Origin of the sequence: Ectothiorhodospira mobilis (genome assembly GCF_900114895.1) — a bacterium.
Classification (GTDB): domain Bacteria; phylum Pseudomonadota; class Gammaproteobacteria; order Ectothiorhodospirales; family Ectothiorhodospiraceae; genus Ectothiorhodospira; species Ectothiorhodospira mobilis_A.
The window spans coordinates 94,665-119,325 of record NZ_FOUO01000001.1 but is presented as its reverse complement, the minus strand read 5'-3'; the positions used below and the strand labels follow the sequence as shown (position 1 = coordinate 119,325).

At 71.1% G+C, this 24,661-nt stretch carries 23 protein-coding genes; 12 read left to right on the top strand and 11 right to left on the bottom strand.

The features are described from left to right. Window positions 1-5: 5 nt before the first annotated feature. Together BM214_RS00520 and BM214_RS00515 are read right to left on the bottom strand one after the other, a co-directional pair. Complete coding sequence (locus tag BM214_RS00520; protein ID WP_244887785.1) at window positions 6-560, bottom strand: FKBP-type peptidyl-prolyl cis-trans isomerase; 555 nt, start codon at window positions 558-560, stop codon at window positions 6-8. After that, the gene (locus BM214_RS00515; protein WP_090483248.1) at window positions 557-1,252 is read right to left on the bottom strand and encodes an SDR family oxidoreductase; all 696 of its coding nucleotides are present in this window, start codon (window positions 1,250-1,252) and stop codon (window positions 557-559) included. The genes BM214_RS00520 and BM214_RS00515 overlap by 4 nt, the downstream gene beginning before the upstream one ends. Before the next feature lie 272 nt (window positions 1,253-1,524). Between BM214_RS00515 and BM214_RS00510 the strand changes: the two genes are divergently transcribed. The 3 genes from BM214_RS00510 to BM214_RS00500 all read left to right on the top strand — a co-directional run bounded on the left by BM214_RS00510 (window position 1,525) and on the right by BM214_RS00500 (window position 4,951). Beyond that, entirely contained in the window at window positions 1,525-2,958 is a 1,434-nt protein-coding gene (locus tag BM214_RS00510; protein WP_177217538.1) for a response regulator, read from the top strand. A gap of 164 nt (window positions 2,959-3,122) precedes the next feature. Next, complete coding sequence (locus BM214_RS00505) at window positions 3,123-3,980, top strand: HDOD domain-containing protein (RefSeq protein ID WP_090483246.1); 858 nt, start codon at window positions 3,123-3,125, stop codon at window positions 3,978-3,980. A 47-nt stretch (window positions 3,981-4,027) separates the two neighbouring features. Further along, window positions 4,028-4,951 (top strand): pentapeptide repeat-containing protein, encoded by a 924-nt coding sequence (locus tag BM214_RS00500; protein WP_090483245.1) that lies wholly within the window; start codon window positions 4,028-4,030, stop codon window positions 4,949-4,951. Window positions 4,952-4,982: 31 nt separating this feature from the next. Here BM214_RS00500 and BM214_RS00495 read toward each other — a convergent pair whose 3' ends face one another. After that, window positions 4,983-5,918 carry a hydrogen peroxide-inducible genes activator gene (locus BM214_RS00495; RefSeq protein ID WP_090483244.1) on the bottom strand — a complete coding sequence of 312 codons (936 nt, stop codon included), beginning with the start codon at window positions 5,916-5,918 and terminating at the stop codon, window positions 4,983-4,985. Window positions 5,919-6,114: 196 nt separating this feature from the next. Here BM214_RS00495 and BM214_RS00490 point away from each other — a divergent pair, with 196 nt between their 5' ends. Continuing rightward, a complete protein-coding gene (locus BM214_RS00490; RefSeq protein ID WP_090483243.1) occupies window positions 6,115-7,542 on the top strand; it encodes an adenylate/guanylate cyclase domain-containing protein in 1,428 nt (475 codons plus the stop codon). Then, window positions 7,539-8,681 carry a hypothetical protein gene (locus tag BM214_RS12900; protein WP_090483242.1) on the top strand — a complete coding sequence of 381 codons (1,143 nt, stop codon included), beginning with the start codon at window positions 7,539-7,541 and terminating at the stop codon, window positions 8,679-8,681. The genes BM214_RS00490 and BM214_RS12900 overlap by 4 nt, the downstream gene beginning before the upstream one ends. Here the strand turns inward: BM214_RS12900 and BM214_RS00480 are convergent. Together BM214_RS00480 and BM214_RS00475 are read right to left on the bottom strand one after the other, a co-directional pair. After that, on the bottom strand, window positions 8,580-9,803 hold the full coding sequence (locus BM214_RS00480; protein WP_090483241.1) for a TraB/GumN family protein: 1,224 nt from the start codon (window positions 9,801-9,803) through the stop codon (window positions 8,580-8,582). The genes BM214_RS12900 and BM214_RS00480 overlap by 102 nt on opposite strands. Window positions 9,804-9,859: 56 nt before the next feature. Continuing rightward, the gene (locus BM214_RS00475) at window positions 9,860-10,822 is read right to left on the bottom strand and encodes a GGDEF domain-containing protein (protein WP_090483240.1); all 963 of its coding nucleotides are present in this window, start codon (window positions 10,820-10,822) and stop codon (window positions 9,860-9,862) included. Between the two features lie 205 nt (window positions 10,823-11,027). Here BM214_RS00475 and BM214_RS00470 point away from each other — a divergent pair, with 205 nt between their 5' ends. Beyond that, window positions 11,028-12,929: an ATP-binding cassette domain-containing protein gene (locus BM214_RS00470; protein ID WP_090483412.1), complete on the top strand. Its 1,902-nt coding sequence runs from the start codon at window positions 11,028-11,030 to the stop codon at window positions 12,927-12,929. A 7-nt stretch (window positions 12,930-12,936) separates the two neighbouring features. On the opposite strand, the gene BM214_RS12895 is transcribed toward BM214_RS00470, so the two are convergent. From BM214_RS12895 to BM214_RS00450, 4 genes are all read right to left on the bottom strand, one after another. Then, window positions 12,937-13,788, bottom strand: coding sequence for a DUF2914 domain-containing protein (locus BM214_RS12895; RefSeq protein ID WP_143096319.1), 852 nt, complete (start codon window positions 13,786-13,788; stop codon window positions 12,937-12,939). Window positions 13,789-13,894: 106 nt separating this feature from the next. Beyond that, window positions 13,895-14,320 (bottom strand): flagellar basal body-associated FliL family protein, encoded by a 426-nt coding sequence (locus tag BM214_RS00460; RefSeq protein ID WP_090483238.1) that lies wholly within the window; start codon window positions 14,318-14,320, stop codon window positions 13,895-13,897. A gap of 83 nt (window positions 14,321-14,403) precedes the next feature. Continuing rightward, complete coding sequence (locus BM214_RS00455; RefSeq protein WP_177217537.1) at window positions 14,404-14,883, bottom strand: DUF2058 family protein; 480 nt, start codon at window positions 14,881-14,883, stop codon at window positions 14,404-14,406. Further along, a complete protein-coding gene (locus tag BM214_RS00450) occupies window positions 14,880-15,656 on the bottom strand; it encodes a M90 family metallopeptidase (RefSeq protein WP_090483411.1) in 777 nt (258 codons plus the stop codon). Before BM214_RS00450 ends, BM214_RS00455 begins: the two co-directional genes overlap by 4 nt. 128 nt (window positions 15,657-15,784) lie before the next feature. Here BM214_RS00450 and gshA point away from each other — a divergent pair, with 128 nt between their 5' ends. After that, window positions 15,785-17,404, top strand: coding sequence for a glutamate--cysteine ligase (gene gshA, locus BM214_RS00445; RefSeq protein ID WP_090483410.1), 1,620 nt, complete (start codon window positions 15,785-15,787; stop codon window positions 17,402-17,404). A gap of 60 nt (window positions 17,405-17,464) precedes the next feature. Here the strand turns inward: gshA and BM214_RS00440 are convergent, their stop codons facing one another. Together BM214_RS00440 and kaiC are read right to left on the bottom strand one after the other, a co-directional pair. Continuing rightward, on the bottom strand, window positions 17,465-17,746 hold the full coding sequence (locus BM214_RS00440) for a circadian clock KaiB family protein (protein WP_090483236.1): 282 nt from the start codon (window positions 17,744-17,746) through the stop codon (window positions 17,465-17,467). Then, window positions 17,743-19,419: a circadian clock protein KaiC gene (gene kaiC, locus BM214_RS00435; protein ID WP_244887784.1), complete on the bottom strand. Its 1,677-nt coding sequence runs from the start codon at window positions 19,417-19,419 to the stop codon at window positions 17,743-17,745. Before kaiC ends, BM214_RS00440 begins: the two co-directional genes overlap by 4 nt. Before the next feature lie 197 nt (window positions 19,420-19,616). Between kaiC and BM214_RS00430 the strand changes: the two genes are divergently transcribed. The 5 genes from BM214_RS00430 (at window position 19,617) to BM214_RS00410 (ending at window position 24,612) form a co-directional block, all read left to right on the top strand. Further along, window positions 19,617-20,276: an ABC transporter ATP-binding protein gene (locus tag BM214_RS00430; protein WP_090483409.1), complete on the top strand. Its 660-nt coding sequence runs from the start codon at window positions 19,617-19,619 to the stop codon at window positions 20,274-20,276. Next, the gene (locus tag BM214_RS00425; protein ID WP_090483234.1) at window positions 20,276-22,639 is read left to right on the top strand and encodes an ABC transporter permease; all 2,364 of its coding nucleotides are present in this window, start codon (window positions 20,276-20,278) and stop codon (window positions 22,637-22,639) included. The genes BM214_RS00430 and BM214_RS00425 overlap by 1 nt, the downstream gene beginning before the upstream one ends. A 47-nt stretch (window positions 22,640-22,686) precedes the next feature. Beyond that, entirely contained in the window at window positions 22,687-23,877 is a 1,191-nt protein-coding gene (locus BM214_RS00420; protein WP_090483233.1) for an efflux RND transporter periplasmic adaptor subunit, read from the top strand. A 337-nt stretch (window positions 23,878-24,214) separates the two neighbouring features. Continuing rightward, window positions 24,215-24,427, top strand: a complete 213-nt coding sequence (locus tag BM214_RS00415) for a hypothetical protein (RefSeq protein ID WP_090483408.1) — start codon at window positions 24,215-24,217, stop codon at window positions 24,425-24,427. Further along, window positions 24,424-24,612, top strand: coding sequence for a type II toxin-antitoxin system HicA family toxin (locus tag BM214_RS00410; RefSeq protein ID WP_090483232.1), 189 nt, complete (start codon window positions 24,424-24,426; stop codon window positions 24,610-24,612). Before BM214_RS00415 ends, BM214_RS00410 begins: the two co-directional genes overlap by 4 nt. Window positions 24,613-24,661 lie beyond the last annotated feature (49 nt).

Here is a 24,661-nt window from a genome sequence, read left to right as displayed (position 1 = left end):
GGGTGCTATTCCCTGTCCCCGGACCCGTCCAGCACCTCCAGCAGCTCCACCTCGAAGAGGAGGGTCTCCGCCGGGCCGATGCTGGGTCCGGCGCGGCCCTCGCCGTAGGCCAGGTGGGGGGGGACCACCAGCCGCGCCCGGCTGCCCTCGGGCATGCTGGTCAGGGCCTGGCGCCAGCCGGCGATGGTGTCCTTCACCGCGATCACGTCGGGGGCGCCGCGCTCCCGGGAGCTGTCGAAGACCCGCCCGTCCAGATGACGGCCCACGTAATGGACCCGCACCCGGTCCTCCGGCCCGGGTACCGGACCATCCCCCCGGGCCAGCATCTCCACCTGCAGGCCGTTGTCCAGGGTGACCACCCCGGGCTCGTCGGCCCGGGCGGTGCGGTAGGCCTCCCCCGCCTCCAGGTTCATCTCCCGCAGCAGGATCTCGTCCTGCATCTGCCCTGGGGTCATGCCGCAACTGCGCAGGGCCAGCAGCACCAGCAGCAGCGAGACCCCGCCCGCCGCGCCCACGCTGAGGACGGTCCCCGCCAGGGCACGCAGACGCCGGGACCTCACCAGGGGATGTCCCCGCCGTCGATGTCGATGAAGCGGCCGCTGTCGTCGGGGCCCAGGCGCGCGAAGATGCCCCGCAGGGCGGTGGCGCTCTCCTGCACGGAGATCTCGCCGTTGGGGCCGCCCATGTCCGTGCGCACCCAGCCGGGGTGCTGGGCCACCACGGTGATGCCCCGGGGCCGCAGGTCGTGGGCGGCGCTGGCCACCACCGCATTCAGGGCCGCCTTGGTGGAGCGGTAGATGTAGAGCCCGCCGGAGCGGTTGTCGGCGATGCTGCCCATCTTGCTGGTCATGTTCACCATGAGCCGGCGTTCGCTGGCGGCGACGCTGTCCGCCAGGGCCTCCATGAGCTTGAGGGGGGCCACGGTATTGATGCGGAAGGTCTCGATCCAGGCGGCCTCGTCCGTCTCCCCGAAGGGGGCCACCGGGCCGAAGGCGCCGGCGTTGTTGATGAGGATGTCCAGGGCCAGCCCCTGCATCACCGCCGCCAGGGCCGCCACCTGGGCCGGCTGGGTCACGTCCAGGGGCTGCACGCTCACCCGTCCCTGGGTATCCGCCGCCAGGCGGTTCAGTTCCGGGGCGCGCTCGGGATGGCGGCAGGCGGCGATCACCCGCGCCCCGGCCTGGGCAAACTGCCGCGTCAGTTCCAGGCCGATGCCGCGGCTGGCCCCGGTGATGAGTACGGTCTCGGTCATTTGGCGCTCCCTCTCAGCATCGCTGCACATCAGGCGATGATGGACCCGGTACCGGGGGGGATCAAGGCCCGGCGCACATCCCGCAAGACAGGGTCTACACTCCGTGAAGGGTGCCGTGATTGCCTTGCGGCGGAAGGATGGGATGTCCGGCGCATTTTTTCCCCTTTCCGGCCCCTATCATGCCCGGTTGCGCCCGATGTAAAGGAACCGAAGATGATCCATCCTGGCCGTGCCGATCCCTTGCGCATGCCCCCGGGCCCCCGGAGGGCCGTATGAATACCCCCGCCGGCACCCCGGCGGCGCGGGAGGGCGCGGGCGGTGTGCTCGTGGTGGACGACTCCCGCGTCATGCGCCAGGCCCTGAAGAAGATCCTGGGTCCGGTCTACCATGTGCATGAGGCCGCCGACGGCGAGGCGGCCTGGGAGGTCCTGCAGGCGCAGACGGACATCGGCTGCGTCTTCACTGACCTGTCCATGCCGCGCCTGGACGGCTACGGGCTGCTGCAGCGTATCCGGGAGAGCGGCGAGGCCCGCCTGCAACGGCTTCCCGTGGTGGTGATCACCGGCAACGAGGACGACACCGCCACCCGTACCCGGGCCGCGTCCTGCGGGGCCGACGACGTGGTGATGAAACCCTTCCGCGCCGGGCAGATCCTGGACACCGCCGGCCGCCTCCTGTCGGCCCCTGCAGCCCCGGGGGAGGTGGCCAAGCCCGCCGCCGCATCCCCCGGGCAGGCCCCTGCGGCGGGGGGGGACTCCGGAGGGGATGCCGGGGAGGAGGCGGCGCAGCTGAGGGAACAACTGGAGCGGGCGCGGGAGCAGGTCCGTGCCGGTACCCAGGAGCGTGCCCGTCTGGAACGGGAGCTGGAATACTTGCGCAGCGAACTCATGCTGCGTCAGCAGACCTCCGACGAGGCCGAGGCCGGGCGGCGGATCCGTGCCCTGGAGTCCCGGCTGCAAGAGGCGGAGGCGGGGCGGGAGGGCCTGCAGGCGGAGCTGCAGGAGGCCTCGGAACGCCTGATGGACACGGACCGCCAGGTGCGCGAGGCCACTCGCGCCCGTCAGGAGGCGGAGGCCGAGGTGCAGCGCCTGCACCGGGAGCTGGATTCGGCCCGGGAGCGCACCGGCGCGGCGGAACGGGCCCTGGCCGCCAGCGACGGCCGCGCCCCGGAGCGGCCCCAGGGGGAGTTGCAGGCCCGTGCCGAGGCGGCGGAACTGGCCCGGCTACAGGCGGAGGACGAGTTGGTGCAGGCCCTCTCCCGGGTGGAACGGGCGGAGCAGGAGCGGGAGACGGCCCGTCAGGAGACCCGGGACCTGCGCGCCCGCTTCAACCGCCTGCAGCGGCAGATACAGGAGTGGGAGGCCCAGGAGGCGGAGCGGCGCCGGGCCCTGGAGGCGGAACTGGCCCGAGCCCGGGAGGAGGCCCAGGCCGATCGCGGCGGGCAGGACGGCGGGACCCCGGCCCCCTCCCGGGAGGGGCAGGCCGCCGCGCCGCCCCGGGACGATGCCGGGGCCTCGCCGGGGGAGGCAAGGGCCGACGGCGGGGCCGCCCCCGCGCCGCCGCGCCCCGCCGCGACGGCCTCCCCCGTGGCCCGCTGGGAGGTGGAGCGGGCGCGCAAGCTGCGCCTGCGGCGCGGGATCGCCTGGGGGACCGTCGTGCTGGCGCTGTCGCTGGCGGCCTTCTTCCTGGGGGGGCGCCTCCTCTGAGGCCGGTCCGCCCCCGGGAGGCCGTCCGCCCCCGGAATCGTCCCGCCGGTGGGGTTGCGGGTCGCCCCGCAGCGCCCGCATGAGTGTATGATGGGGGACCCGAAGGGAAAGCCCAGGCAAGCCGGCTCCGGGAGCGGGACGGCGTATGAAATCCGGGGGAAGCCATGTCATTGACGATCGAACAGATGGTGGATCAGGCCACGGGTCTGGTGTCCCTGCCGGCGGTGGCGGTCCGCCTCAACGCCATGGTGGAGGATCCCGAGGCCACCGTGGCGGACATCGGCCGGCTCATCAGCCAGGATCCGGCCCTGACCATCCGTCTGCTGCAGGTGGCCAACAGTCCCTTCTACGGCCTCTCCCACCGGGTGGATACCATCTCCCGCGCCGTCAACGTCATCGGCATCCGCCAGATCCGCGACCTGGTGCTGGCCACCACCGTGGCCAAGGCCTTTGAGGGCATCCCCAACGAACTCATGTCCATGGAGGACTTCTGGCGCCACAGCATCTATTGCGGCCTGGTGGCGCGTCTGCTGGCCGAGGACACGGGACTGCGGGAGACGGAGTCCGTGTTCATCGGCGGCCTGCTGCACGACATCGGCCGCCTGCTGATCTTCAACCGCGAGCCGCACGAGGCCCATCAGGCCTTCCTCCTGGGCATCGCCAAGGGCGGGGGCATGCCGCCGCAGCGGGCGGAACGGGAGGTCCTCGGCTACGACCACGCCCAGGTGGGCGGTGCCCTGGCGGGCCACTGGAACCTGCCGGACAACCTTATCCACTGCATCCGCTATCACCACGAGCCCATGGCCACCCCGGAATACGCCCAAGAGGTGGCCCTGGTGCACATCGCCAACACCGTGGCCCACATGGCCGAACTGGACACCCGCGACCCCGAGGACGCCCCGCCCATCGAGCTCGGGGTCTGGGAGCGGGCGGGGCTCGAACCGTCCATCCTCCGCTCCCTCATCGAGCGCGCCCAGCAGCAGGTGGTGGAGGTGGAGGCCCTCATCCTCGACCGGGAATGACGCCCACCGGGAAGTGCCCCCCGTCCGCCCCCTGAGATCGCGACGCCATGGAACCGTCCACCGAGACCGAGCACACCCTGTGGTACATGCGCCGGGACGGGCACGTGCGGGGCCCCTACCCTGCGGGGGTGGTCTCCCGCTACCTGCTCCTGGGCCGTCTCACCCTGGAGGACGAGATCAGCCCGGACGGGCAGCATTGGCATCCCGTGGAGACCCATCCCCATCTCATCCCGCGGGAGCTGCTGGAGGCCGACACCCCGGAAGGGCGGGAACGCCTGCTGCAGGCGCGCATGCGGGAGGACGAGCGGCTGCGGGAGCGCCGCGCGGCGGGCTCCGCCCAGGAGGCGATCTTCCGCGATCAGCGCCAGGGGGATCGGCGCCGTCCGGAGCCCCCGCAGATCCTGCAGCACCGCCGCCAGCGGGCGGAACTGCTCTCCCGCATGCCGGATGCGCGCCGCCTCCCGGGTGGGGCACGCCTGTGGACGGGGCTGGCCCTGCTGCTGACGCTGACTCTGGGGGCGCTCTTCTTCTGGGGCTTGGAGCCGGCATCCCAGACCGGGCGTCCGGACTGCACCGCCCGGGCCGCCCCGGGGGTGAACTGGGATTACTGCCGCAAGGCGGGGGCGGACCTGTCCGGGGCGGACCTCACCGGTGCCCGGATGAGCAACGCCGACCTGCTGGGGGTGCGCCTGGGGGAGGCCCGCCTCTCCGGGGCCGATCTCTCCTATGCCGACCTGCAGCGTGCGGACTTGTCCGGGGCGGATCTGAGCGGTGCGCGCATGGTGGGCGCGGTGCTTCGGGATGCGGATCTCTCCGGGGCGCGCCTCACCGGTGCGGACCTGGGCTATGCCGACCTGCGCGGGGCGGACCTGACGGGGGCGGAACTGGAGGGGGTGCGGCTGGGGCATGCCCTGTGGACGGATGGGCGCCCTTGTCCTGAAGGGGCCGTAGGGGGCTGTACCGCCCCCTGAGTCGCCGCCAGCGGCGCCTGAGTCGGATGCCTCAGGTGGCGTCGGCCGTCATCTGCAGGCAGGGGACGCGGGCCTGCAGGATGGCCTGACGTATCACCTCGATGGCCTTGGGGCGTGGGAAGCTGGAGCGCCAGGCCAGGGCCACCTGGCGGAAGGGGGCGGGCGCCTCGAAGGGGCGGATGGCCAGCAGGTCCCGGGTGTAGCGGTCGTCCCCGGCGGCGGAGCAGGGCAGCACGGTCACCCCCATGCCCGTGGCCACCATGTGGCGGATGGTCTCCAGGGAGCTGCCCTCCACGGTGTACTGGATATCGTTGCCCGAGCCCACCATGGTGTGGCACTCCGGACAGAAGTGCAGCACCTGCTCCCGGAAGCAGTGCCCCGCCCCCAGCAGCAGCAGGTTCTCCCGCGCCAGGTCGTTCACCCGCAGCCGTGGCCGCGCGCCCAGGGGGTGCCCCGCCGGCAGCACCGCCACGAAGGGTTCCTCGTAGAGGGGCAGGGTGACCACCCCGGGCTGCTCGAAGGGGAGGGCGATGATGATGGCATCCAGTTCCCCCTGTTTGAGGCGTTCCGCCAGGCGTGCGGTATAGTTCTCCTCGATCACCAGGGGCAGCTTGGGCGCGCGCCGGTGCACCTCCGGCACCAGGTGGGGCAGCAGGTAGGGCCCGATGGTGTGGATGGCCCCCAGGCGCAGGGGGCCGCTCAGGGGATCCCGGCCCTGGCGGGCCAGTTCCCCCAGGGTGTCCACCTCCTCCAGCACCCGCTGCGCCTGGCGCACCACCTGATCCCCCACGGGGGTGATGCTCACCTCGGTCTTGCTGCGTTCGAACAGGATCACCCCCAGCTCCTCCTCCAGCTTCTTCACCGCCACGCTCAGGGTGGGCTGGCTCACGTGGCAGCACTCGGCCGCGCGGCCGAAGTGGCGCTCGCGGGCCACGGCGACGATGTAGCGGAGCTCGGTCAGGGTCATGGGGAACTCTTCTCGTGGTGGGGGCGCTGCCGCGTCATCCGGTCCGCCGGATGGGTCCTCCTCGGGAGTGTAATGGATCCGCATGCCTCGGGGGGCTTCCCGTGGGGGCGGGCTGTATGGGGACGCCGGGGATGCGTATGATGCCCCTCATCCCCCACCCTGGGGGGAAGGGGTTTTTCCTCCACAGAGGACCGGTATGGGATCCTTCTTCACCCGGGTGCGCAGCGGCGTGGTCTCCCGCCTGCCGCGGCACATCCCCGTTGCCTACAAGCTGGGCGCGATCATCTCCCTGCTGCTGGTGGGATCCATGGCCCTGTTGGGGGCCGTGATCCTGGAGCAGCAGCGGGCGCTGCTGCGCGCGCAGATGGACACCTTCGGCCACTCCGCCGTGGTGCAGCTGGCGGAGTCCTCCAAGGAACTGGTCCTGGCCGACGACGGCCTGGCCCTGGAGGCCCTCATCGTCAACCTGGTGGGCAGCGGTGCGGTGCTGGGGGCGGCCGTGCAGGACCGTTCGGGGCGGGTCCTGGCCCGTGCGGGCCGGGTGCCCGCCGGCACACAGGCGCTCGCGCCGGGAGCGGACGCGGCGGTCTACCGCGAGTCGATCCGCTTCCGGGACATGACCCTGGGCACCGCCATGGTCACCCTGAGCCAGGCCGGCGAGCGCCGCGCGGTGGCGGCCACCTTGCGCAGCATCCTGTTCACCACCCTGGCGGTCAGCCTGCTGGGGGGCGCCGCCGCCTTCGCCGTGGGGCGCCATCTCTCCCGTCCCCTGCACCGTCTGGTGGAGGCCACCCGGGCCATCGGCGCCGGGGACTACCATCACCGCCTGCCGGAGGCGCGCCGGGACGAACTGGGGCATCTCATGCGCGCCTTCAACCGCATGGCCCTCGGCCTGCAGGAGAAGTCCCAGGTGGAGGGGGCCCTGAGCCGTTATGTCTCCGACGGCGTGGCCCGGGAGATCCTGAGCAACCTGGACCGGCTCGGTCTGGGGGGGCGCCAGGTGGAGGCCTCGGTGGTGTTTGCCGACATGGCCGGCTTCACCCGTCTGGCGGAGACCCTGCCCCCGGACCGGGTGGCCGGCCTGTTGAACACCTATTTCACCTATGTGAGCCACATCGCCCGCCATTACCGCGGCAGTATCGACAAGTTCATGGGCGACGGCGTCATGCTGGTCTTCGGTGTCACCGAGGATGACCCGGACCACCGCTTCCACGCCATCGCCAGCGGGGTGATGCTGCAATCCCTGGTGGCACGCCTGAACCGCCTGCGCCAGGCGGCGGGGGAGCCGCCGGTGCAGTTTCGCGTGGGGGTCAACAGCGGCCCCATGCTGGCGGGCAACATGGGGGCGGAGGACCGGCTGCAGTACACCGTGGTGGGGGATGCGGTGAACCTGGCGGCGCGGCTCATGGCCGCCGCCGGGCCGGGGGAGGTGCTGGCCCCCCGGGACCTGTGTCGGCACGGGGATGTCCGCCATCGGGTGCGCGTACAGGCCCACCGCGACATCCCGGTGCGGGGCAAGGCGGAACCGGTGCCCACCTGCCGAGTGGCGGGTCTGGCCCCCACCTGCCGGCAGGCCATGGAGGCGCGCCTGACGCGCCTGCTGGGGGAGGAGACCGCGGCATGATGAGGGGGGTGATCCTGGGCGCGGTGCTCCTGCTGGCGGGCTGCGCCCCCATCACCGCCTCCATGGACCTGAGCCCCGCCGAGGCGGTGCGCCGGGCCGTGGAGCGCCAGGACTATGGCCGCGCCCGGGAGATCCTGCGCCGGCAGGAGGCGCGCGGGGAGGCGGCGCTGCCGCGGTCCCAGGCGGTGCACGTGCAGCGCCTGGCCGCCGCCCTGGAACAGGCGATGCTGCTGCAGGCGGCGGGACATCTGCGGCGGGGCGAATGGGCGGCGGCGGAGGCGGCCTACCGGCGGGGGCTCGCCTGCTGCCCCGACAGCCGCGCACTGGCGGCGGCACGGGACCGGGCCCGGGAGGAGCAGGCGGCCCGGCTGCAGGCCCTGCACATGCGTCTGCTCCTGGCCCGGGGGCGTCATCTTGCGCGCCTGGCGGGGCTGTACCCGCAGTGGCTTCGTCTCGCCCCGCAGGATGCGGCGGCACGGCGGGAGTGGGAGATGGTCCGGGCCCAGGTGGGACCGATGGCGCAGGCATTGACCCGGCTGGGGGCCCGTGCCCTGGCCGAGGACGCCCCCTTCCTGGCCGTGGAGAGCCTGGAACTGGCCCGCGCCCTGGCCCCGGGGGAGGCCGCCGAGCGGCGCCTGCAGGCGGCCCGTGCGGCCCGGGAGGACCGCCTGCAGGCGCTGCAGGAACGGCGCCGGGCCGAGGCCGAATCCCAGGGGCGGGCCCGGCTGGCGGCCTTGCGCGGGGCCCTGGCGGCGGGGGAGCTGATGGGGGCGCGCCGGCACCTGCAGGCCCTGGCGGCGGATCCCCCTGCGGGGGCGGACCTGGAGGCATTGCGCGCCGACCTGGAGCGGGCCGTCACGGCGCGCATGGAGTCCGGGCTGGAGGCAGGGCGGCGCCATTACCTGGCGGGGCGGATCCGCGAGGCCCTGGCGGTCTGGCGCGGCCTGCAGCGCCTGCGGCCGGGGGATGCGGAGCTGGCGGCCCATGTGCGCCGCGCCGAACGGGCCCTGGAGTCCCTGCGCGCCCTGGAGGGGATGTCAGTCCCCGCCGAAGAGGCGCCCGGCGATGCGAAAGCCGGCGATATAGGTGCCCAGGGCCGAACCCAGGGTGGAGAACAGGAACACCAGCAGGACCCGTGACACCCGGTTGCGCCACCAGCCGCGCAGATGGGCCGTGTCCCGGCGCAGCTGGGAGAAATCCCCCACCGTGGGCTTGCGCAGCCAGACCTCGGCGGCGGCGGCGACAAAGCCCGCACCGATGGTGGGGTTCAGCGAGGTCAGGGGGGCCGCCAGGGCGGCGGTGACCACGGTGAGGGGATGGGCGGCGGCGAGGATGGCTCCCAGGCCCGTGAGCAGGCCGTTGATCAGCACCCAGTCGGCCACCAGCTGCCATCCCAGCTGCGGATTGCGGCTGAACCCCAGCACGAAGCCCGCCAGGATCAGGGCCACGATCAGCCAGGGGATGACCCGCGGCCAGCGCGCCGGCGGGGGTTCCTGGTCCAGTTCGCGGATCACCGCCTCCGGGGGTTCGGCAGTGTCCGTCTCCAGGGCCTTGCGGATGCCGCCAAGGTGGCCCGCCCCCACCACCGCCAGCAGGTGGCGATGATCTCCGCCGGTGGCCTCCTGGCGGATACGGGCCGCCATGTAGCGGTCCCGTTCCCGGATCAGGGGATCGTACAGGGCCCGGGACTCCTGGGCGAACTGGTCGAAGGTGGATTCCAGCAGGTCCCCGCCCTTGAGGCGCTCGATCTCCTCCTCGGAGATGCGCTCCCGGGTGAGGATCCCGGCCAGCAGGCCGGTGAACAGGTTCATGCGCCGCCACCAGGGGATGTTGCGGTAACAGCGGCGCAGCGTGGTGCCCACCTCCCGGTCGATGAGCAGCACCGGCAGGCCGGCGTTTTGTGCCTCGTGGAGGGCGGCGCGCATCTCCGCGCCGGGTTCGATGCCGAACTGCTCCGCCATGCGCTGCTGGTAGGCCCCCAGGGCCAGACTGGCGGTGACCATGGGGGCCTTGCCCCGGCGCAGCACCTGGAACAGGTCCATGCGCGCCAGGGCGCCGGGGTCCACCAGGGCGTCATGGCGGCTGGGGCAGAGCTCCACCGCCACGGCGTCGAAGGTGCCGCTGCGCAGCAGGTCACGCACGGTCTCGGCCGACACCCGGGAGACATGGGCCGTGCCCAGCACGGTCACCCGGGCGCCGTCCAGTTCCAGGGTGAAGCGGGGATCTTGCGGGGGATGGTCTGCGGGGGTGGCGGGTTCCATGGGCGAGCGGGATCCGGGCAAAGGGGTAACGATAACAGCCCCCGCCGGTACTGTCTTCAGCCCGGCAGGGGATCCGCCCAGACGATGCGGTTGCGGCCGCTGTCCTTGGCCCGGTACATGGCCCGGTCGGCGCGGCGGAAGAGGCTGCCGGGCTCCTCGCTGCCGCCGCCGCAGGCGATGCCGATGCTCACCGTGATGCCGATGCACTGGCCCGGGGTGATCTCCAGGGGACGCTCGCGGATGGCCTCATGAATACGCCGGGCCCCCTGATCCGCCGCCTCGGGATCGGTGTCTCCCATGAGCAGGACGAACTCCTCCCCACCGTAGCGGAAGACCATGTCGCTCCGGCGGGTGAGGGCGCGCAGGCGGTCGGCCACCGCCAGCAGCACCTGGTCCCCCGCCTGGTGGCCGAAACGGTCGTTCACCGCCTTGAAGTGGTCCACGTCCAGCACCAGCAGGCACAGGTGTCCGCCGGAGCGCCGTGACACCGCCAGTTCCCGCTCCAGCATGCGGTCCAGGGCGGCCCGGTTCAGCAGGCCGGTGAGGGGGTCGGTCTGCGCCGATTTCACGGCCTGGTGATAGAGCAGGGCGTTGCGCAGGGGGTAGACCAGCACGGTCAGGGCCTCCTCCAGGGCGTTCAGCTCCGCCGTGCGGAACTTGCGCCCGCGCAGGATGCGCAGCTCCCCCAGGGGGGTTTGTTCCACCATCAGGTTGTAGCTGCAGACATGGCGCGAGATGCGGCCGTGGCTGATGTGGATGCCCTGTTCCGGGCAGTCGAAGGCGATGCCGTCATGGGGCACCAGCGGGTGCAGGGATTCGGAGAAGATCTGGATCAGGGGCCCCAGCTCCAGGGTCGTCTGCAGGCGCTGCAGGATGGCCGCCGGGTTCGGCGGGATGGCCGCGGCCCCCTGGGGGGGCAGGTCCCGCTTGCCCCCCTGCAGCAGCCTCGGGCCGGCCATCAGCGTGTTGTCGCCTTTGTGGGCCTGTTGGAGCGGTGAGCGGATGATGTGGCGCATCATGGCGGAGACTCGGCTGGGTGTTGCCTGCCTTCTTGCGATTTCCATGCCAGGCATGGATATGCCGATGATTCAACGGCTTGTGCTTTTATTGGGGATAGGCGACGGAAATCCGTCGCCGCCATGGGCCGTTCCGTTCCAGGGTGTGACGGAATTCCGGTCCCGCCGGGGCGGCGGTATGCGCGGTGGGCTGGTAGACTCCCGCCCCATGCTGAAACTGGAAGACCTGACCTTGCGCCGGGGGCCCCATGTCCTGTTCGAAGGGGCCGAACTCACCCTCCATCCGGGCTGGCGCGTGGGCCTCACCGGGGCCAACGGCACGGGCAAGTCCAGCCTCTTCGCCCTGCTATTGGGGGAACTGTCGCCTGACTGGGGCCACTGCCGGCTGCCGGAGGGCTGGGTGATCGCCCACGTGGCCCAGGAGGTGGAGGCGTCGCCGCGCACGGCCCTGGACTACGTCATGGACGGCGATGCGGAGCTGCGCCGCCTGCAGGCCGAGGTGGACGCGGCCCAGGCCGCCGGTGACGGCACCCGCCTGGGGGCGTTGCACAGCCGCCTGGACGCCATCGACGCCTGGACCGCCGAGAGCCGGGCGGGGCGTCTGCTCCACGGCCTGGGATTCGCCCCCGGCGAGGAGCAGCGGCCCGTATCCACCTTCTCCGGCGGCTGGCGCATGCGCCTGAACCTGGCCCGGGCCCTCATGTGCCGTTCCGACCTGTTGCTGCTGGACGAGCCCACCAACCACCTGGACCTGGAGGCGGTGCTATGGCTGGAGCAATGGCTTGCGGGTTATCCCGGCACCCTCCTGCTCATCTCCCACGACCGGGATTTCCTGGACCGGGTGGTGAGCCACGTGGCCCACATCGAGCGGGGCCGCCTGACCCTGTACACCGGCACCTATTCCGATTTCGAGCAGGCCCGGGCCGAGGCCCTGCGCCGCCAGCAGGCCCAGCACGAGCGCCAGCAGCGGGAGATCGCCCACCTGGAGGGCTTCGTGGCCCGCTTCCGGGCCAAGGCCACCAAGGCCCGCCAGGCCCAGAGCCGGCTCAAGGCCCTGGAGCGCATGACCCGGGTGGCCGCCGCCCATGTGGACACCCCCTTCCGCTTCGCCTTCCCCGCCCCGCAGCGCCTGCCGGACCCTTTGCTCAAGCTGGACCGGGCCGCGGCGGGTTACGGCGAGACGCCGGTGCTGTCCGGCGTGGAGTTGTCCCTGCACCCCGGGGATCGCCTGGGGCTGCTGGGGCCCAACGGGGCCGGCAAGTCCACCCTGGTGCGGCTGCTGGCGGGGGCGGCTGAGCCGGTGTCGGGGCGGCGCGAGCCGGCCCCGGACCTGGCGGTGGGCTACTTCGCCCAGCATCAACTGGAACAACTGGACCTGGAGGCCAGCCCCCTGCTGCACCTGCAGCGCCTGGACCCGGGGGCCCGGGAACAGCCCCTGCGGGATTTCCTGGGGGGGTTCGGTTTTCACGGCGACCAGGCCCTGGCGCCGGTGGGGCCCTTCTCCGGCGGGGAGAAGGCCCGCCTGGTACTGGCCCTGCTGGTGTATCAGCGGCCCAATCTGCTGCTCTTGGATGAACCCACCAACCACCTGGACATGGACATGCGCCATGCCCTGGAGATGGCCCTGCAGGGGTTCGATGGGGCGGTGGTGCTGGTCTCCCACGACCGCCACATGCTGCGCAGCGTCTGCGATGACTTCCTGCTGGTGGCCGACGGCGGCGTGGCCCCCTTCGATGGGGACCTGGAAGACTACCGCCAGTGGCTGGCGGAGCGGGAGCGGGCGGCCCAGGACGGCCAGGGAACGGCCACCGGGGATCACGGCGCTGCCCAGCGCAAGGCCCGCCGGCGGGAGGAGGCGGAGCGCCGGCGCCGCCAGAAGCCCCTGCGGGACCGGGTGGCCCGGTTGGAGCGGGAGCACGAGGACCTGGAACGCCAGCGGGCGGAACTGGAACAGGACCTGGCCGATCCCGCCCTCTACGAGGAGGGCGGCAAGGCCCGCCTGCAGGAACTGCTGGCGCGCCAGGCCCGGGTGGAGCGGGACCTGGCGCGGTTGGAGGGGGAATGGCTGGAGGCCTGCGAGGCCCTGGAACGGGACGGGGCCGGGGAGTGATCGGCCGTTAGTCGCCGCCGGTGACGCGCAGGTGGTATGCGTCCAGCAGGCGGCCGTCCTGGTCCACCACCCGCACCGTCCAGGGCCCGGTCCACTCCGGCCGCAGGGTCTTGCTGGACCAGACCCGCCAGCGTGGTCCGTCGATCTCGAAGCGCACCTCGCCCATGTCCCAGCCCTGGTAACGCCACTGGTGGATGATGGTGCCGCCCTCGTGGTCCCGGATCTCGGTGAAGAACAGGACCTCCCCGTTGCCGGCATCCACCGTCTCCAGGCGGTCCACCGGTTCCCGGTCCTCGATGCCCGAGGTGAAGGCGGCGCGGGCGACGCGGCCATGGGGGCCGGCATCGTCGTCCCGGGAACCTTCGTCAGCGGCGTGATCCTCATCCCCTTGGTCCTCGCCGTCCTGCCCTTCGGCTTCCTCCTCTGCGGCCCGGGTTTCCTCGTCCCCCAGGGCCTCCTGGTCGCTCCGGGACCCATCCTCCCCCTCGCTGCCTTCGGGGGGGGCGGTCCGGGGGGCTTCCTCCTCGGCCTCGTTCCCGTTTTCAGCACCGTCCCCGTCGGTGGCAGCCGTGTCCGCAGGGCCTGACTCATCGGGGGATTCGGGTCCGTCAGGCACAACCGCTTCCTGCGCGGCCTGATCCGCTTCTTCGGGCATGCCGGTGTCGTCGGTCCCATCCGGGGGCGATGCCGGTTGCTGGGAGACCGCCGGCGCCTCGCCGGACTGGGCCAGGTGCAGTGTGGGGGCGTTCGTCTCCCCGAGGTGTTGGGCAGCCGCCGTTTGCAGGGGCAGGGCGAGGGCCAGGACGGTGGGCACCGCCAGGCGGGGCAGGAGGTGTTGCAACGGGTTCGGTTGTCTCATGTTCTCGGTCTCCCTGGGGTCGCCTTTTTCCCCACGAAGGATAGGGGTGGGATGGGCGTTGCGCCAGGGTCGTGGAACGGGATCGTGATGGGGACCGCGTCCGGGCTCATTGCACGATGAAGCCGGTGAAGTAGAGATTGCTCACCGCCTGGGAGCCGGTGATCTCCTGCATGGTCTGCTGTAGCCGCGCCAGGGCCTCGCTGCGCAGGGTCTCGCGCTCACTGGCCTTCTGCACGGTCTCCGGGTCGCGGCCGCCGAAGAAGGTGATGAGGCGGTCGCGGACCACGGGCATGTGCTTCTCCAGTTTGGCGGCGTCCTCCGCCGTCTCCACGTAGAACTGGGCCTGGATCTGCAGGTACTGGGGGCGGCGCGGGTTGTCCAGGTTCACCACCAGGGCCGGCTCCAGGGGGAGGTAGCCGGGGTAGGTCTTCTCCGGCTTGCCGCCGCCGGCGGCCTGGGCCGTGGCGGCCAGACCCAGGGTCAGGGCCAGGATCAGGATGGGGCGGGCGATACTACGGATTACTGCTTGCATGGGTCTGGCTACTCCCGTGTCGGGATCAAGGGGGGTTGGGAGGAGGGCGGTCCGCCTTGGGCGGACCGGTCCCGGTGCGGGGCTCATTCCCCCGCCTCCTCTGCCGGGAACAGGACGGTGCGTTTCGGGTCCAGGCGCAGCATCTCCCGGCCCACCTCGGCGGGCAGGAGATGGCGCCGTCCGTCCAGGAAGGCGATGCACAGCCGCCCCTCGGCCAGGGCCTGTTGCTGGGGCGGGGTCACGTACACGTGCTTGATGGTCTTGCCCACCTGGAAGTGGTAGGGCCGATCCGCCTGCTCGCTGTTCTCGCGGTGGGCGGAGACCAGCTCCCGCAGCCGGGCCTTGAGGGCGCGGTCCGTGGTGCCACTGGCTGGCGCGGCCTCCTGGCGGGGGGCGGTGCGGGCCCCGCCGCCGGGGGCCTGACCCTTGCGCGGAGCACGCCGCGGCCCTTTGCCGCGCCGACCCTTGCCCGACTTGCGCGGGGCGGGGGCCTCGGCCTGCCGGACCCGTTCCTCGCTCACCAGTCCGGCCTGAAGCAGTTGTTCGCGCAGGCTCTGGGTCATGCTGTCCTCCCGGTCGTGATGTCTCCTTCCCATGGCATGCGTGCCAGCGGGTCCTGGCGGAAGAACCGCCGGAATTGACCGTAGACCTCGGGGTAGTGTTCCGCCAGCAGGCGGGGGTGGGCGAAGAAGTATTCACTCATGACGGCGAAGAACTCGGCCGGATCCTGGGCGGCATAGGGGTCGAATGGGCGGGTATCGGCGTGCCGTTGCAGGTCATCGTAGGCCGTCGTCATGATCCGGGTCCAGTCCCGGGGGGGCATGTCCCGGTGCAGCGGGGGCATGCCGTTGGCGCTGCCGTTGCGCATGTCCAGGGTGTGGGTGAATTCGTGGATGGCCAGGGATTCCCCCCGCTGCAGCGTCCCCCAGGAGAGCACCACCGGCCCCCGCTCCCAGGCCTCGCCGCTGTAGGGGGCCTCGTCCACGTGCAGCACACCCCATTCGTCCACCACCTCGTGGCGGGGCAGGAAGTCGTCGGCGTAGACGATGATGCTGGTCCACTGGTCGTACCAGTCCAGCCCCAGTTCCAGGATGGGCAGACAGGCCTCCAGGGCGATGTCCAGGGCCATCTCCGGGGTGATCTCCAGGCCATGGGCGCCGAAGAAGCGCTTCTCCTCCAGGAACTGGGTGGCCAGGACCCGCAGGCGGGCCCGATCCGGCGGGCTCAGTCCCGCCGACAGGGGAAAGGCCTGCACGGCCCGGTTCCAGAGGGCATCCGGGATGGGGGCGCGGGCCAGGGCGCGGCGGCGGCGCCAGTTGCGCAGCAGTGAGGCCATGGGGCGCATCCGTGGTCGATTCATTGCGTATTATCGGTCAGCGGCGCGGCGCTGTCATGGCCCGCATCGGCCGGGTGGCGGCGGGATGCCCCCGCCCCTCGCCCCGGCGCATGCAGTATCCTGTGTCCATGGGGGTTTCCCCGCCATGCATCCCGAAACAAGGATCCGGAACGTTGTACGCAGCCTACGAAGCGCGCCTCCAGGCCCTGCAAAAGCGGGGGCAGTCCCATTGCCTGCGCTCCTGCCGTGTGGGCCTGGAGAAGGAGAGCCTGCGGGTGAACCCCGACGGGAGTATCGCCCAGACCCCCCATCCCCCGGCCCTGGGGGCGGCCCTCACCCATCCCTGGATCACCACGGACTATTCCGAGGCCCTGCTGGAGTTCATCACCCCGCCCTGTGACGGCGGGGACGCGGCCCTGGGGTTTTTGCGGGACCTGCAGGCCTTCACCTATCCGCGCATCGGCGAGGAGTTCCTCTGGGCCACCAGCATGCCCTGCGTGCTGGACGGGGAGGCCAGCATCCCGGTGGCCCGCTACGGCACCTCCAACGCCGGGCGCATGAAGACCGTCTACCGTCTGGGGCTGGGGCACCGCTACGGCCGCCTCATGCAGGTGATCGCCGGGGTGCACTTCAATTTCTCCATGGGGGATGACTTCTGGCCCGTGTACCGGGAGGTGACGGGCGGCGGCGAGGACCCGCGCCGGTTCCGTGACCGCGTCTACTTCGGCATGATCCGCAACCTGCAGCGCCTGGGCTGGCTGGTGCCCTATCTCTTCGGCGCCTCGCCGGCGGTGTGCCGCTCCTTCCTGGCCGGCCGGCCCACCACCCTGGCGGAGTTCGACGAGGGCACCTACTACGAGCCCCATGCCACCAGCCTGCGCATGGGGGACATCGGCTACCAGAACCGCAAGGAGGAGGAGACGGGGATCAAGGCCAACTACAACAGCCTGGAGGCCTATGTGCAGTCCCTGGAGCGGGCCATCCATACCCCCTCGCCGGACTACCAGCGCATCGGGGTCTGCGTGGACGGGGAGTACCGCCAGCTCAACGCCAACATCCTGCAGATCGAGAACGAGTACTACAGTACGGTGCGCCCCAAGCCGGTGATCCAGGGCAACGAGAAGCCCGTGCGGGCCCTGCGCCGCGGTGGCGTGGCCTATGTGGAACTGCGTTCCCTGGACGTAAACGCCTTCGAACCCATGGGGCTGGGGCGGGATCAATTGCACTTCCTGGAGGCCCTGATGATCTTCGCCCTGCTGGACGACAGCCCCGAGCTCGACGAGCTGGAGCAGCTCTCCATCGACCACAACCAGAGCGCCACGGCCCATCGCGGCCGCGACCCGGGCCTGAAGCTGTTGCAGCGGGACGGGCAGCCCATCCCCCTGCGGGCGTGGGCAGAGCAGGTCCTGGCGGCCATGGAACCCCTGTGCCGGGTGCTGGACGGGGAGACTCCGGGAAGGCCCTACACCACCGCGCTGCAGGCCCAGCGGGCCAAGGTGGCGGATGCCGCCCTCACCCCCTCGGCGCGCATGCTGGAGGAGATGGCCGCCTGCGAGGAGGGGTTTCACCTATTCGCCCGGCGGGTGTCCCTGCAGCATGCCGCCTACTTTCGGGATGTTGCCCTGGAAGCGGCGCGGGAGGCGGAGCTGGAGGCGGCCGCCTCCCGCTCCTTGCGTGAGCAACGGGACCTGGAGGCGGCCGATGAGCCGGACTTCGCGGAATACCTGCGCCGCTACTTCGCCCAGTGAACGGCCTTTACCCCTTCGGATGATGGGGTGCGCTCTGGGCGCACCCTGAGGGGGACGGAATCAGCGCTCCTGGATATCCAGCCCCACCAGCAGGCGTTCCCGCTCCGACAGGTCCCCCACCACGCGGCGGATGGGGGGCGGGAGCTTGCGCACCACCACCGGGGTGGCCAGGATGCGCTCGTCCTCCGCCAGCTGGGGCCGCTCCAGGATGTCCACCACCTCCACGTCCAGCTCCATGTCGGCGGCGGCCAGGTCCCGGGACAGGGCCTCCAGGTTCTCCAGGGCGCGGCGGGCGGCGGGGGTCATGCCGGCGATATAGAGTTTGAGGAGATATTTCTTCATGTGCGGCTCCGGCTGACGGTGGAGCGGGCCCGCTGGATGTTGGCCAGGCGGCGCTCCAGCTCGGCGATCTCCCGGTCCACCTCCACCGCCCGGGCATCGTCTTCGGCCCGGGTGAGGCGCTCCCGGGCCTCGTGGATGGCATCCATCTCCTGGCGCAGGCGGCGGCGCCGGGTCAGCTCCTCCTCCAATTGCTCCTGGCGCTGCTCGTCCTCCGCCTGGCGCGCCTCCCGGGCCGTGCCGTAGGCGATGCCCCCCTCGCCGATATAGGGCTCCTGGATCACCAGGCCCTGGTCGCAGAGGCGGAATTCCTTCACCTGGTTGGAGATGGGCAGCCCGCGGGCCTTCACCACCTGGATCAGGCGGTTGAGCTCGCCGTTCTCCTCATGGCGGCGCAGCTTGATCCAGACATCGATCATGGAGGAGATATCCAGCTGGCTCACGCCCCGGCTGTCGTCCGCCAGCAGTTCCGTGGCCACGGCGGTGATGCCCCGCTCCTTGATAAGATACATCAGCCGCAGCAGCATCTCCTTGGTCCCGTCCCCCACGTGGCGGCTGGCCAGGCTGCTGATCGGATCCAGGATCACCATGTCCGGGCGGTGGCGATCCAGGGCGCGCATGATGCGCATCAGGTGCTCCTCCAGCCCCATCTCCATGGCCCGCACCGGCTCCATCACCAGCCGCCGCCCGCCGGCCTCCCCGGCATGGTGGGCCAGATCGGCGCCGATGCTGTGCTGGTTGCGTACCAGTTCATCCACGCTCTCCTCGAAGCTGATGAACAGCACCTTCTCGCCGCGGCTGCAGGCCGCCTGGGCAAAGGTGGCGGCGATGCTGGTCTTGCCGGTGCCCGCCTGGCCCGAGAGCAGCACGGTGGAGCCCTGGTAGGGACCCTGGCCCCCCAGCATGCGGTCCAGGTCGGGGATGCCGCTGGAGAGGCGTTCGTCGGAGATGCGGGCGTTGAGCACGGCCCCGCTCACCGGCACCATGAAGATGCCCTGTGCGTCCAGCAGGAAGGGCAATTCGCCCCCGGCATGGGGGCCGCCGCGGCGTTTCACCACCCGCAGCAGGCGGGTCATGGCCCGGTTTTCCAGGTCCTGCTTGAGGGCGATGACGCAGTCGGCCACGTAATCCTCCAGGCCAAAGCGGGTGTTGAAGTCCTCGATCTCCCCGGTGGTGATCAGGGAGGTGATCTCCCGTTCCCGGATCCAGTCGAAGAGCCGGCCCAGCTCCCGGCGCAGGCTGCCCTGACCCCCGAAGGCCCCTTCCAGGCCCTCCACCGCATCCAGCACCAGGCGCCGTGCGCCGGCCTCCTGCAGGGCATGGTCGATGCGTGCCAGCACGGCGGTCAACTCCAGGCCCTGGCCTACCACTTCGTCCTGATCGGGGCGCATGTCCAGGATGCGCAGACGCCCGTCCTGGCGGTATTCCTCCGCCGCAAAGCCGAACCCCTGGGCATGGTGGATCAGGGCCTGGGGGGATTCGTCGAAGGTGACCAGCACGCCGTTCTCTCCCCCGTCGCGGATACCGTGGCAGAGGAAGGTGAGGGCGATCACCGTCTTGCCGGTGCCGGGGCCACCCCGCACCAGGGTGGGCCGCCCCTCGGGCAGGCCACCCTGGAGCACGAAGTCCAGGCCCTGGATACCGGTGCCGGCATGGCTGGATGCTGGAGGATTCACTGCGTTGCTCCCTGGATCGGTGGGCGCCCCCGGCGGGGCCCTGCGTCGTAGTTGATCCGGGCCCTGGTACGGGACCGGTCTGCGCGGGATACTGCGGCTTTGTTTCATGGTTTTTCAAGGGACCCGCCGTGCCCACGATCCCTGCGGCCGATGGCGATGTGGTGTTCTGCGCCCGTGGCATCACCCGGACCTACGTCATGGGCGAGGTCCACATCCAGGCCCTGCGGGGCGTGGACCTGGACCTGTACGCCGGTGAACTGGCCGTGATGCTGGGGGCCTCGGGCTCCGGCAAGTCTACGCTGCTGAACATCCTGGGGGGGCTGGACCGGCCCACCACGGGTTCGGTGCGTTACCGCGGCCAGGAGCTCTCCGGCGCCCCGGACCGGGCCCTTACCCGCTTCCGCCGGGAGCACGTGGGCTTCGTCTTCCAGTTCTATAACCTCATCTCCAGCCTCACGGCGCGGGAGAACGTGGCCGTGGTCACCGAGATCGCCCGGGATCCCATGACCCCGGAGGCGGCCCTGGCCCTGGTGGGGCTGGAGGCGCGCATGGATCACTTCCCCTCCCAGCTCTCCGGCGGGGAGCAGCAGCGGGTGGCCATCGCCCGGGCCGTGGCCAAGCGCCCGGCGGTGCTGCTCTGCGACGAGCCCACCGGCGCCCTGGATTCCCGCACCGGCACCCGGGTGCTGGAGGTGCTGCAGGAGATCAACACCCGCTTTGGCACCACCACGGCGGTGATCACCCACAACGCCGTCATCGGCGACATGGCCGACCGGGTGATCCGCGTGGCGGACGGCCGGGTCCAGGAGACCTGGCGCAACACCCGGCGCCGGGCCCCGTCGGAACTGGTGTGGTGATGCACCCGCTGCACCGCAAGCTGCTGCGGGACCTGAACCACATGAAGGGGCAGGTGGCGGCCATCGCCGTGGTCATCGCCGCCGGGGTCCTGGTGCTGGTCCTGGGGGGCACCACCCTGGATGCCCTCACCCTGTCCCGGGACCGCTTCTACGAAACCTATCACTTTGCCCAGGTCTTCGCCGATCTCAAGCGCGCCCCGGAGCGGGTGGCCCGGGGGCTGGCCGAGGTCCCCGGGGTCGACCGGGTGCAGACCCGGGTGCGGGCCGGTGTACGCCTGGAGGTGCCGGGGTTCGACGAGCCGGTGCGGGGGCTGGCCCTGTCCATCCCCGACGGCGCCCAGCCCCGGCTCAACCGCCTCGCCCTGCGCCAGGGGGGACTGCCGGCCCCGGGCCGCCACGACCAGGTGGTGATCAGCGAGCCCTTCGCCCAGGCCCATGACCTGCGTCCGGGCGACGGTTTCACCGTCATCCTCAACGGGCGGCAGGAGCGGTTGCTGGTCAGCGGGGTCGCCCTGTCCCCGGAGTTCGTCTATCAGGTGGGGCCGGGGGACCTGCTGCCGGACTACCGGCGCTTCGGTGTGCTCTGGATGAACCGCAGCGGGCTGGCCCGGGCCATGGACCTGGACGGGGCCTTCAACAACGTGGTCCTGGGGCTGCGCCCGGGGACGGACCCCAGGACGGTGATCGGCGCCGTGGACCACCATCTGGCCCCCTATGGCGGCATCGGGGCCATCTCCCGCGAGGATCAGCTCTCCCATCGCTTCCTGGAGGACGAACTGGGCCAGTTGCGGGTGAACGCCACGGTGCTGCCGGTGATCTTCCTGGGGGTGGCGGCCTTCCTGCTCAACGTCCTGGTGGCGCGGGTGATCCGCACCCAGCGCCAGCAGGTGGCCCTGCTCAAGGCCTTCGGATACGACCCCCGCCAGCTGGCCGTCCACTACGGCCTGTTCACCCTGGTCATCGTGGCCCTGGGGGTGGTCCTGGGGGTCCTTTTGGGGATGTGGGCGGCGGAGGCCCTGGCGGGGGTCTACGCCCAGTACTACCGTTTTCCCCAGATGGGGTTCCGCCTGCAGCCGGGGGTGGTGCTCCTGGGGGTGGCGGTGGCCCTGGGCGCGGGTCTTCTGGGCACCGCCCAGGCGGTGGCCGGTGTGATGCGCATGGCCCCGGCCGAGGCCATGCAGCCGCCGGCCCCGGAGCGGTTCCGCGCCGGCTGGGTGGATCGCAGCGGCATCGGGCGCCTGCTCTCCCAGCCCTCGCGCATCATCCTGCGCAACCTGGGCCGCCACCGCCTCAAGGCCGGGTTGTCCATGGTGGGGATCGCCCTCTCCGGCAGTCTGCTCATGGTGGGCAGCTACCAGTTCGGGGCCGTGGATCAGCTGCTGGATCTCCAGTACCGCAAGGTCCTGACCATGGACCTGCAGGTGGGCTTCACCGAGCCCACCTCCGAGAGGGTCCTGGCCTCGCTGCGGGCGGCCCCAGGGGTGCGCTTCGCGGAGGGGTTTCGCAGCGTGCCGGTGCGCCTCATCCACGGGCATCGGGAAGAGCGCAGCGTCCTCCTGGGCATGGAGACCCATCCACAACTGCGGGGGGTGCTGGATGCGGACCAGGCCCCGGTGGCGTTGCCGCCCGGCGGGGTCCTGCTCACCGGCTACCTGGCGCAGAGCCTGCATCTCTCCCCCGGGGATACCCTGCAGGTGGAGGTGCTGGAGGGGCACCGCCGTACCCGGTCGCTGGAACTGGCGGGGATCATCCATGAGCCCATCGGCACCGGCGCCTACATGGAACGCCGCGCCCTGAACCGTCTCATGGGGGAGGGGCCCGCCCTCTCCGGGGCCTGGCTGCTGGTGGACGAGGCGCGGATGCAGACCCTCTTCGATACCCTGTGGCGGGCCCCCCGGATCGCCGAGATCAGCCGCATGGATGTCCTGGAGGGCCGCTTCCGGGACTATATCCAGGGCACGCTGCTGGTGATGATGGGCATCCTGCTGACCATGGCCGGGTCCATCACCTTTGCCGTAGCCTACAATAACGCCCGCATCGCCTTCGCCGAGCGCTCCCGGGAACTGGCCACCCTGCGGGTCCTGGGCTTTTCCCGGGGGGAGGTGGGCTGGATCCTCATCGGCGAGATGGGCTTGATCACCCTCCTGGCCATCCCCCTGGCTTGGCTGCTGGGGACGGGGCTGGTGATCTGGCTGAACCAGGCCCTGGCGGCGGATCTGTTCCGCCTTCCCCTGGCCTTCACCCCGCGCATCTACGCCTTTTCCGCCGCGGGGGTGCTGTTGGCCACGGCCCTGTCCATGCTGTTGATCGGCCGCCGGCTGTACCACCTGGACATGCTGTCGGCCCTGAAGACCACCGAATGACCTGAAGCGTTCAAGCGCCCAGACCCGGACCCGCGGATGCCAAGCCCATGTCCCTGACGAGAAAGCTGATCATCGCCCTGGTGGCCCTGCTCATCCCGGTCCTGCTGCTCCTGGCCCTGCGCCCGGCGCCGGTGCCGGTGACCGTCACCCCCGTGCAACAGGGGCCCATGCAGGTGTTCGTGGAGGATGAGGGCTGGACGCGCCTGCGGGAGCCCTTCACCGTGACCGCGCCCATGGGGGGATACCTGCGCCGCGTCTCCCTGGAGCCGGGAGATCCCGTGACGGCGGGGGCGCCCCTGTTCTGGCTGGAACCGCCGCCGGTCCCGGCCCTGGATGCGCGCGAGCGGGAACGGGCGGCCCAGGCCGTGGCGGCGGCCCGGGCGCGCATGGAGGCGGCGGCCGCCGATCTGGAGTCGGCCCGCGCCCAGGAGCGCCTGGCGCAGGCGGAGTTCGGACGCATCCGGGATCTCCATGGCCGCGGTCTGGCCGCCACGCAGGCCCTGGATCAAGCCGGCACCGCCCGGGAGGGCGCCAGTGCAGAGCGGCAGCGGGCCACACGGGCCCTGGAGGCCGCCCGCGCCGAATGGATGGCGGCCCGGCTGCGGCTGGAGGTGGGGGACGGGCTGCGCGCCGGCGAGGCGGTGGCGGTGCCCGCACCGGCGGACGGGGTGGTGATGCGCCGCCACCGGCGCAGCGAGGGCCCGGTGGCCGCCGGTGAGCCGGTGCTGGAGCTGGGGGACCCCGCCGCCCTGGAGGTGCGCGTGGACCTGCTCTCCATGGACGCCGTCCAGGTCCGCCCGGGGATGCGGGTGATCCTGGAGCGCTGGGGCGGGGGCGAGCCCCTGGAGGGGCGCGTGCGCCGGGTGGAACCGTCCGGTTTCGAGGAGGTGTCGGCCCTGGGGGTGGAGGAGCGCCGGGTCACGGTCTGGTCCGTCCTCACCTCACCCCGGGGGCAGTGGGACCGCCTGGGGGACGGCTATCGCGTGGAGGCCCGATTCGTCCTGTGGGAAGGGGAGGACGTGATCCAGATCCCCAGCAGCGCCCTGTTCCGCCACGGGGAGGGGCAGGCGGTGTTCGTGGTGGAATCCGGCCGGGCGCAGCTGCGCCCGGTGCAGACGGGACGCAGCAGCGGCCTCTGGACCCAGGTCGTATCCGGCCTGGCCCCCGGCGAGAGGGTGGTCCGCCATCCCGGCTCCCGGGTGGAGGACGGGGTGCGCGTGGCCCCCGAGGCGGGGTGAGGCCTCAGGCCGCCACCGTCTGCCGCGGCCCTGCGGCAGCGCCGGTGGTGCCGCGTCCCTGGTAAAGGCAGTCCCGCGTCTTGGGCACCACGCCACGCTGGCAGCTTGCGTAATTTATGGAACTGCTAAAGGATGGTTGCGATCGGTGTGCAGCCTGATGCGGCGGATGCGCCGCATCAGGCGATATCATGCGGAATCATCGCATAACACAGTGGGGACGTCTTAGCCGTTCTAACAACAGCTTCAACCGGGGCCGGCTTTTCCGCTGGCGCACCAAAGCCGGCCGGTTAAGCTGGCCGTTACGTGCTCGATAGATTATATGGAGTACAATCTAACCATGAAATCTAGCTACACAGCAATTGTGAAACAGGAAGGCGAGTGGTGGATCGGATGGATCGAAGAAGTACCTGGCGTCAATTGCCAGGAAGCGACCCGAGATGAACTGCTTGAATCGTTGAAAATCACGCTTCGGGAAGCCTTGGAGTTGAATCGCACGGACGCTATTGGCGCAGCCGGCGGAGACTTTGAGGAACTCGAAATCGCGGTATGAAACGCCGCGACCTGATTCGGCATCTCGAATCGTTTGGTTGCGAGTTACTCCGAGAGGGAGGACGACACTCATGGTGGCACAATCCTGCCCAAAACAGGCGATCTGCGGTGCCAAGGCATAGAGAGATCAATGATTATTTGGCTCGCAAGATTTGCCGAGACCTCGGCATCGAAGACCCGAAATAGCACACAACAAGGGCGCTGCAGTCAGACGCTTGACTACGGCGCGCCTTTG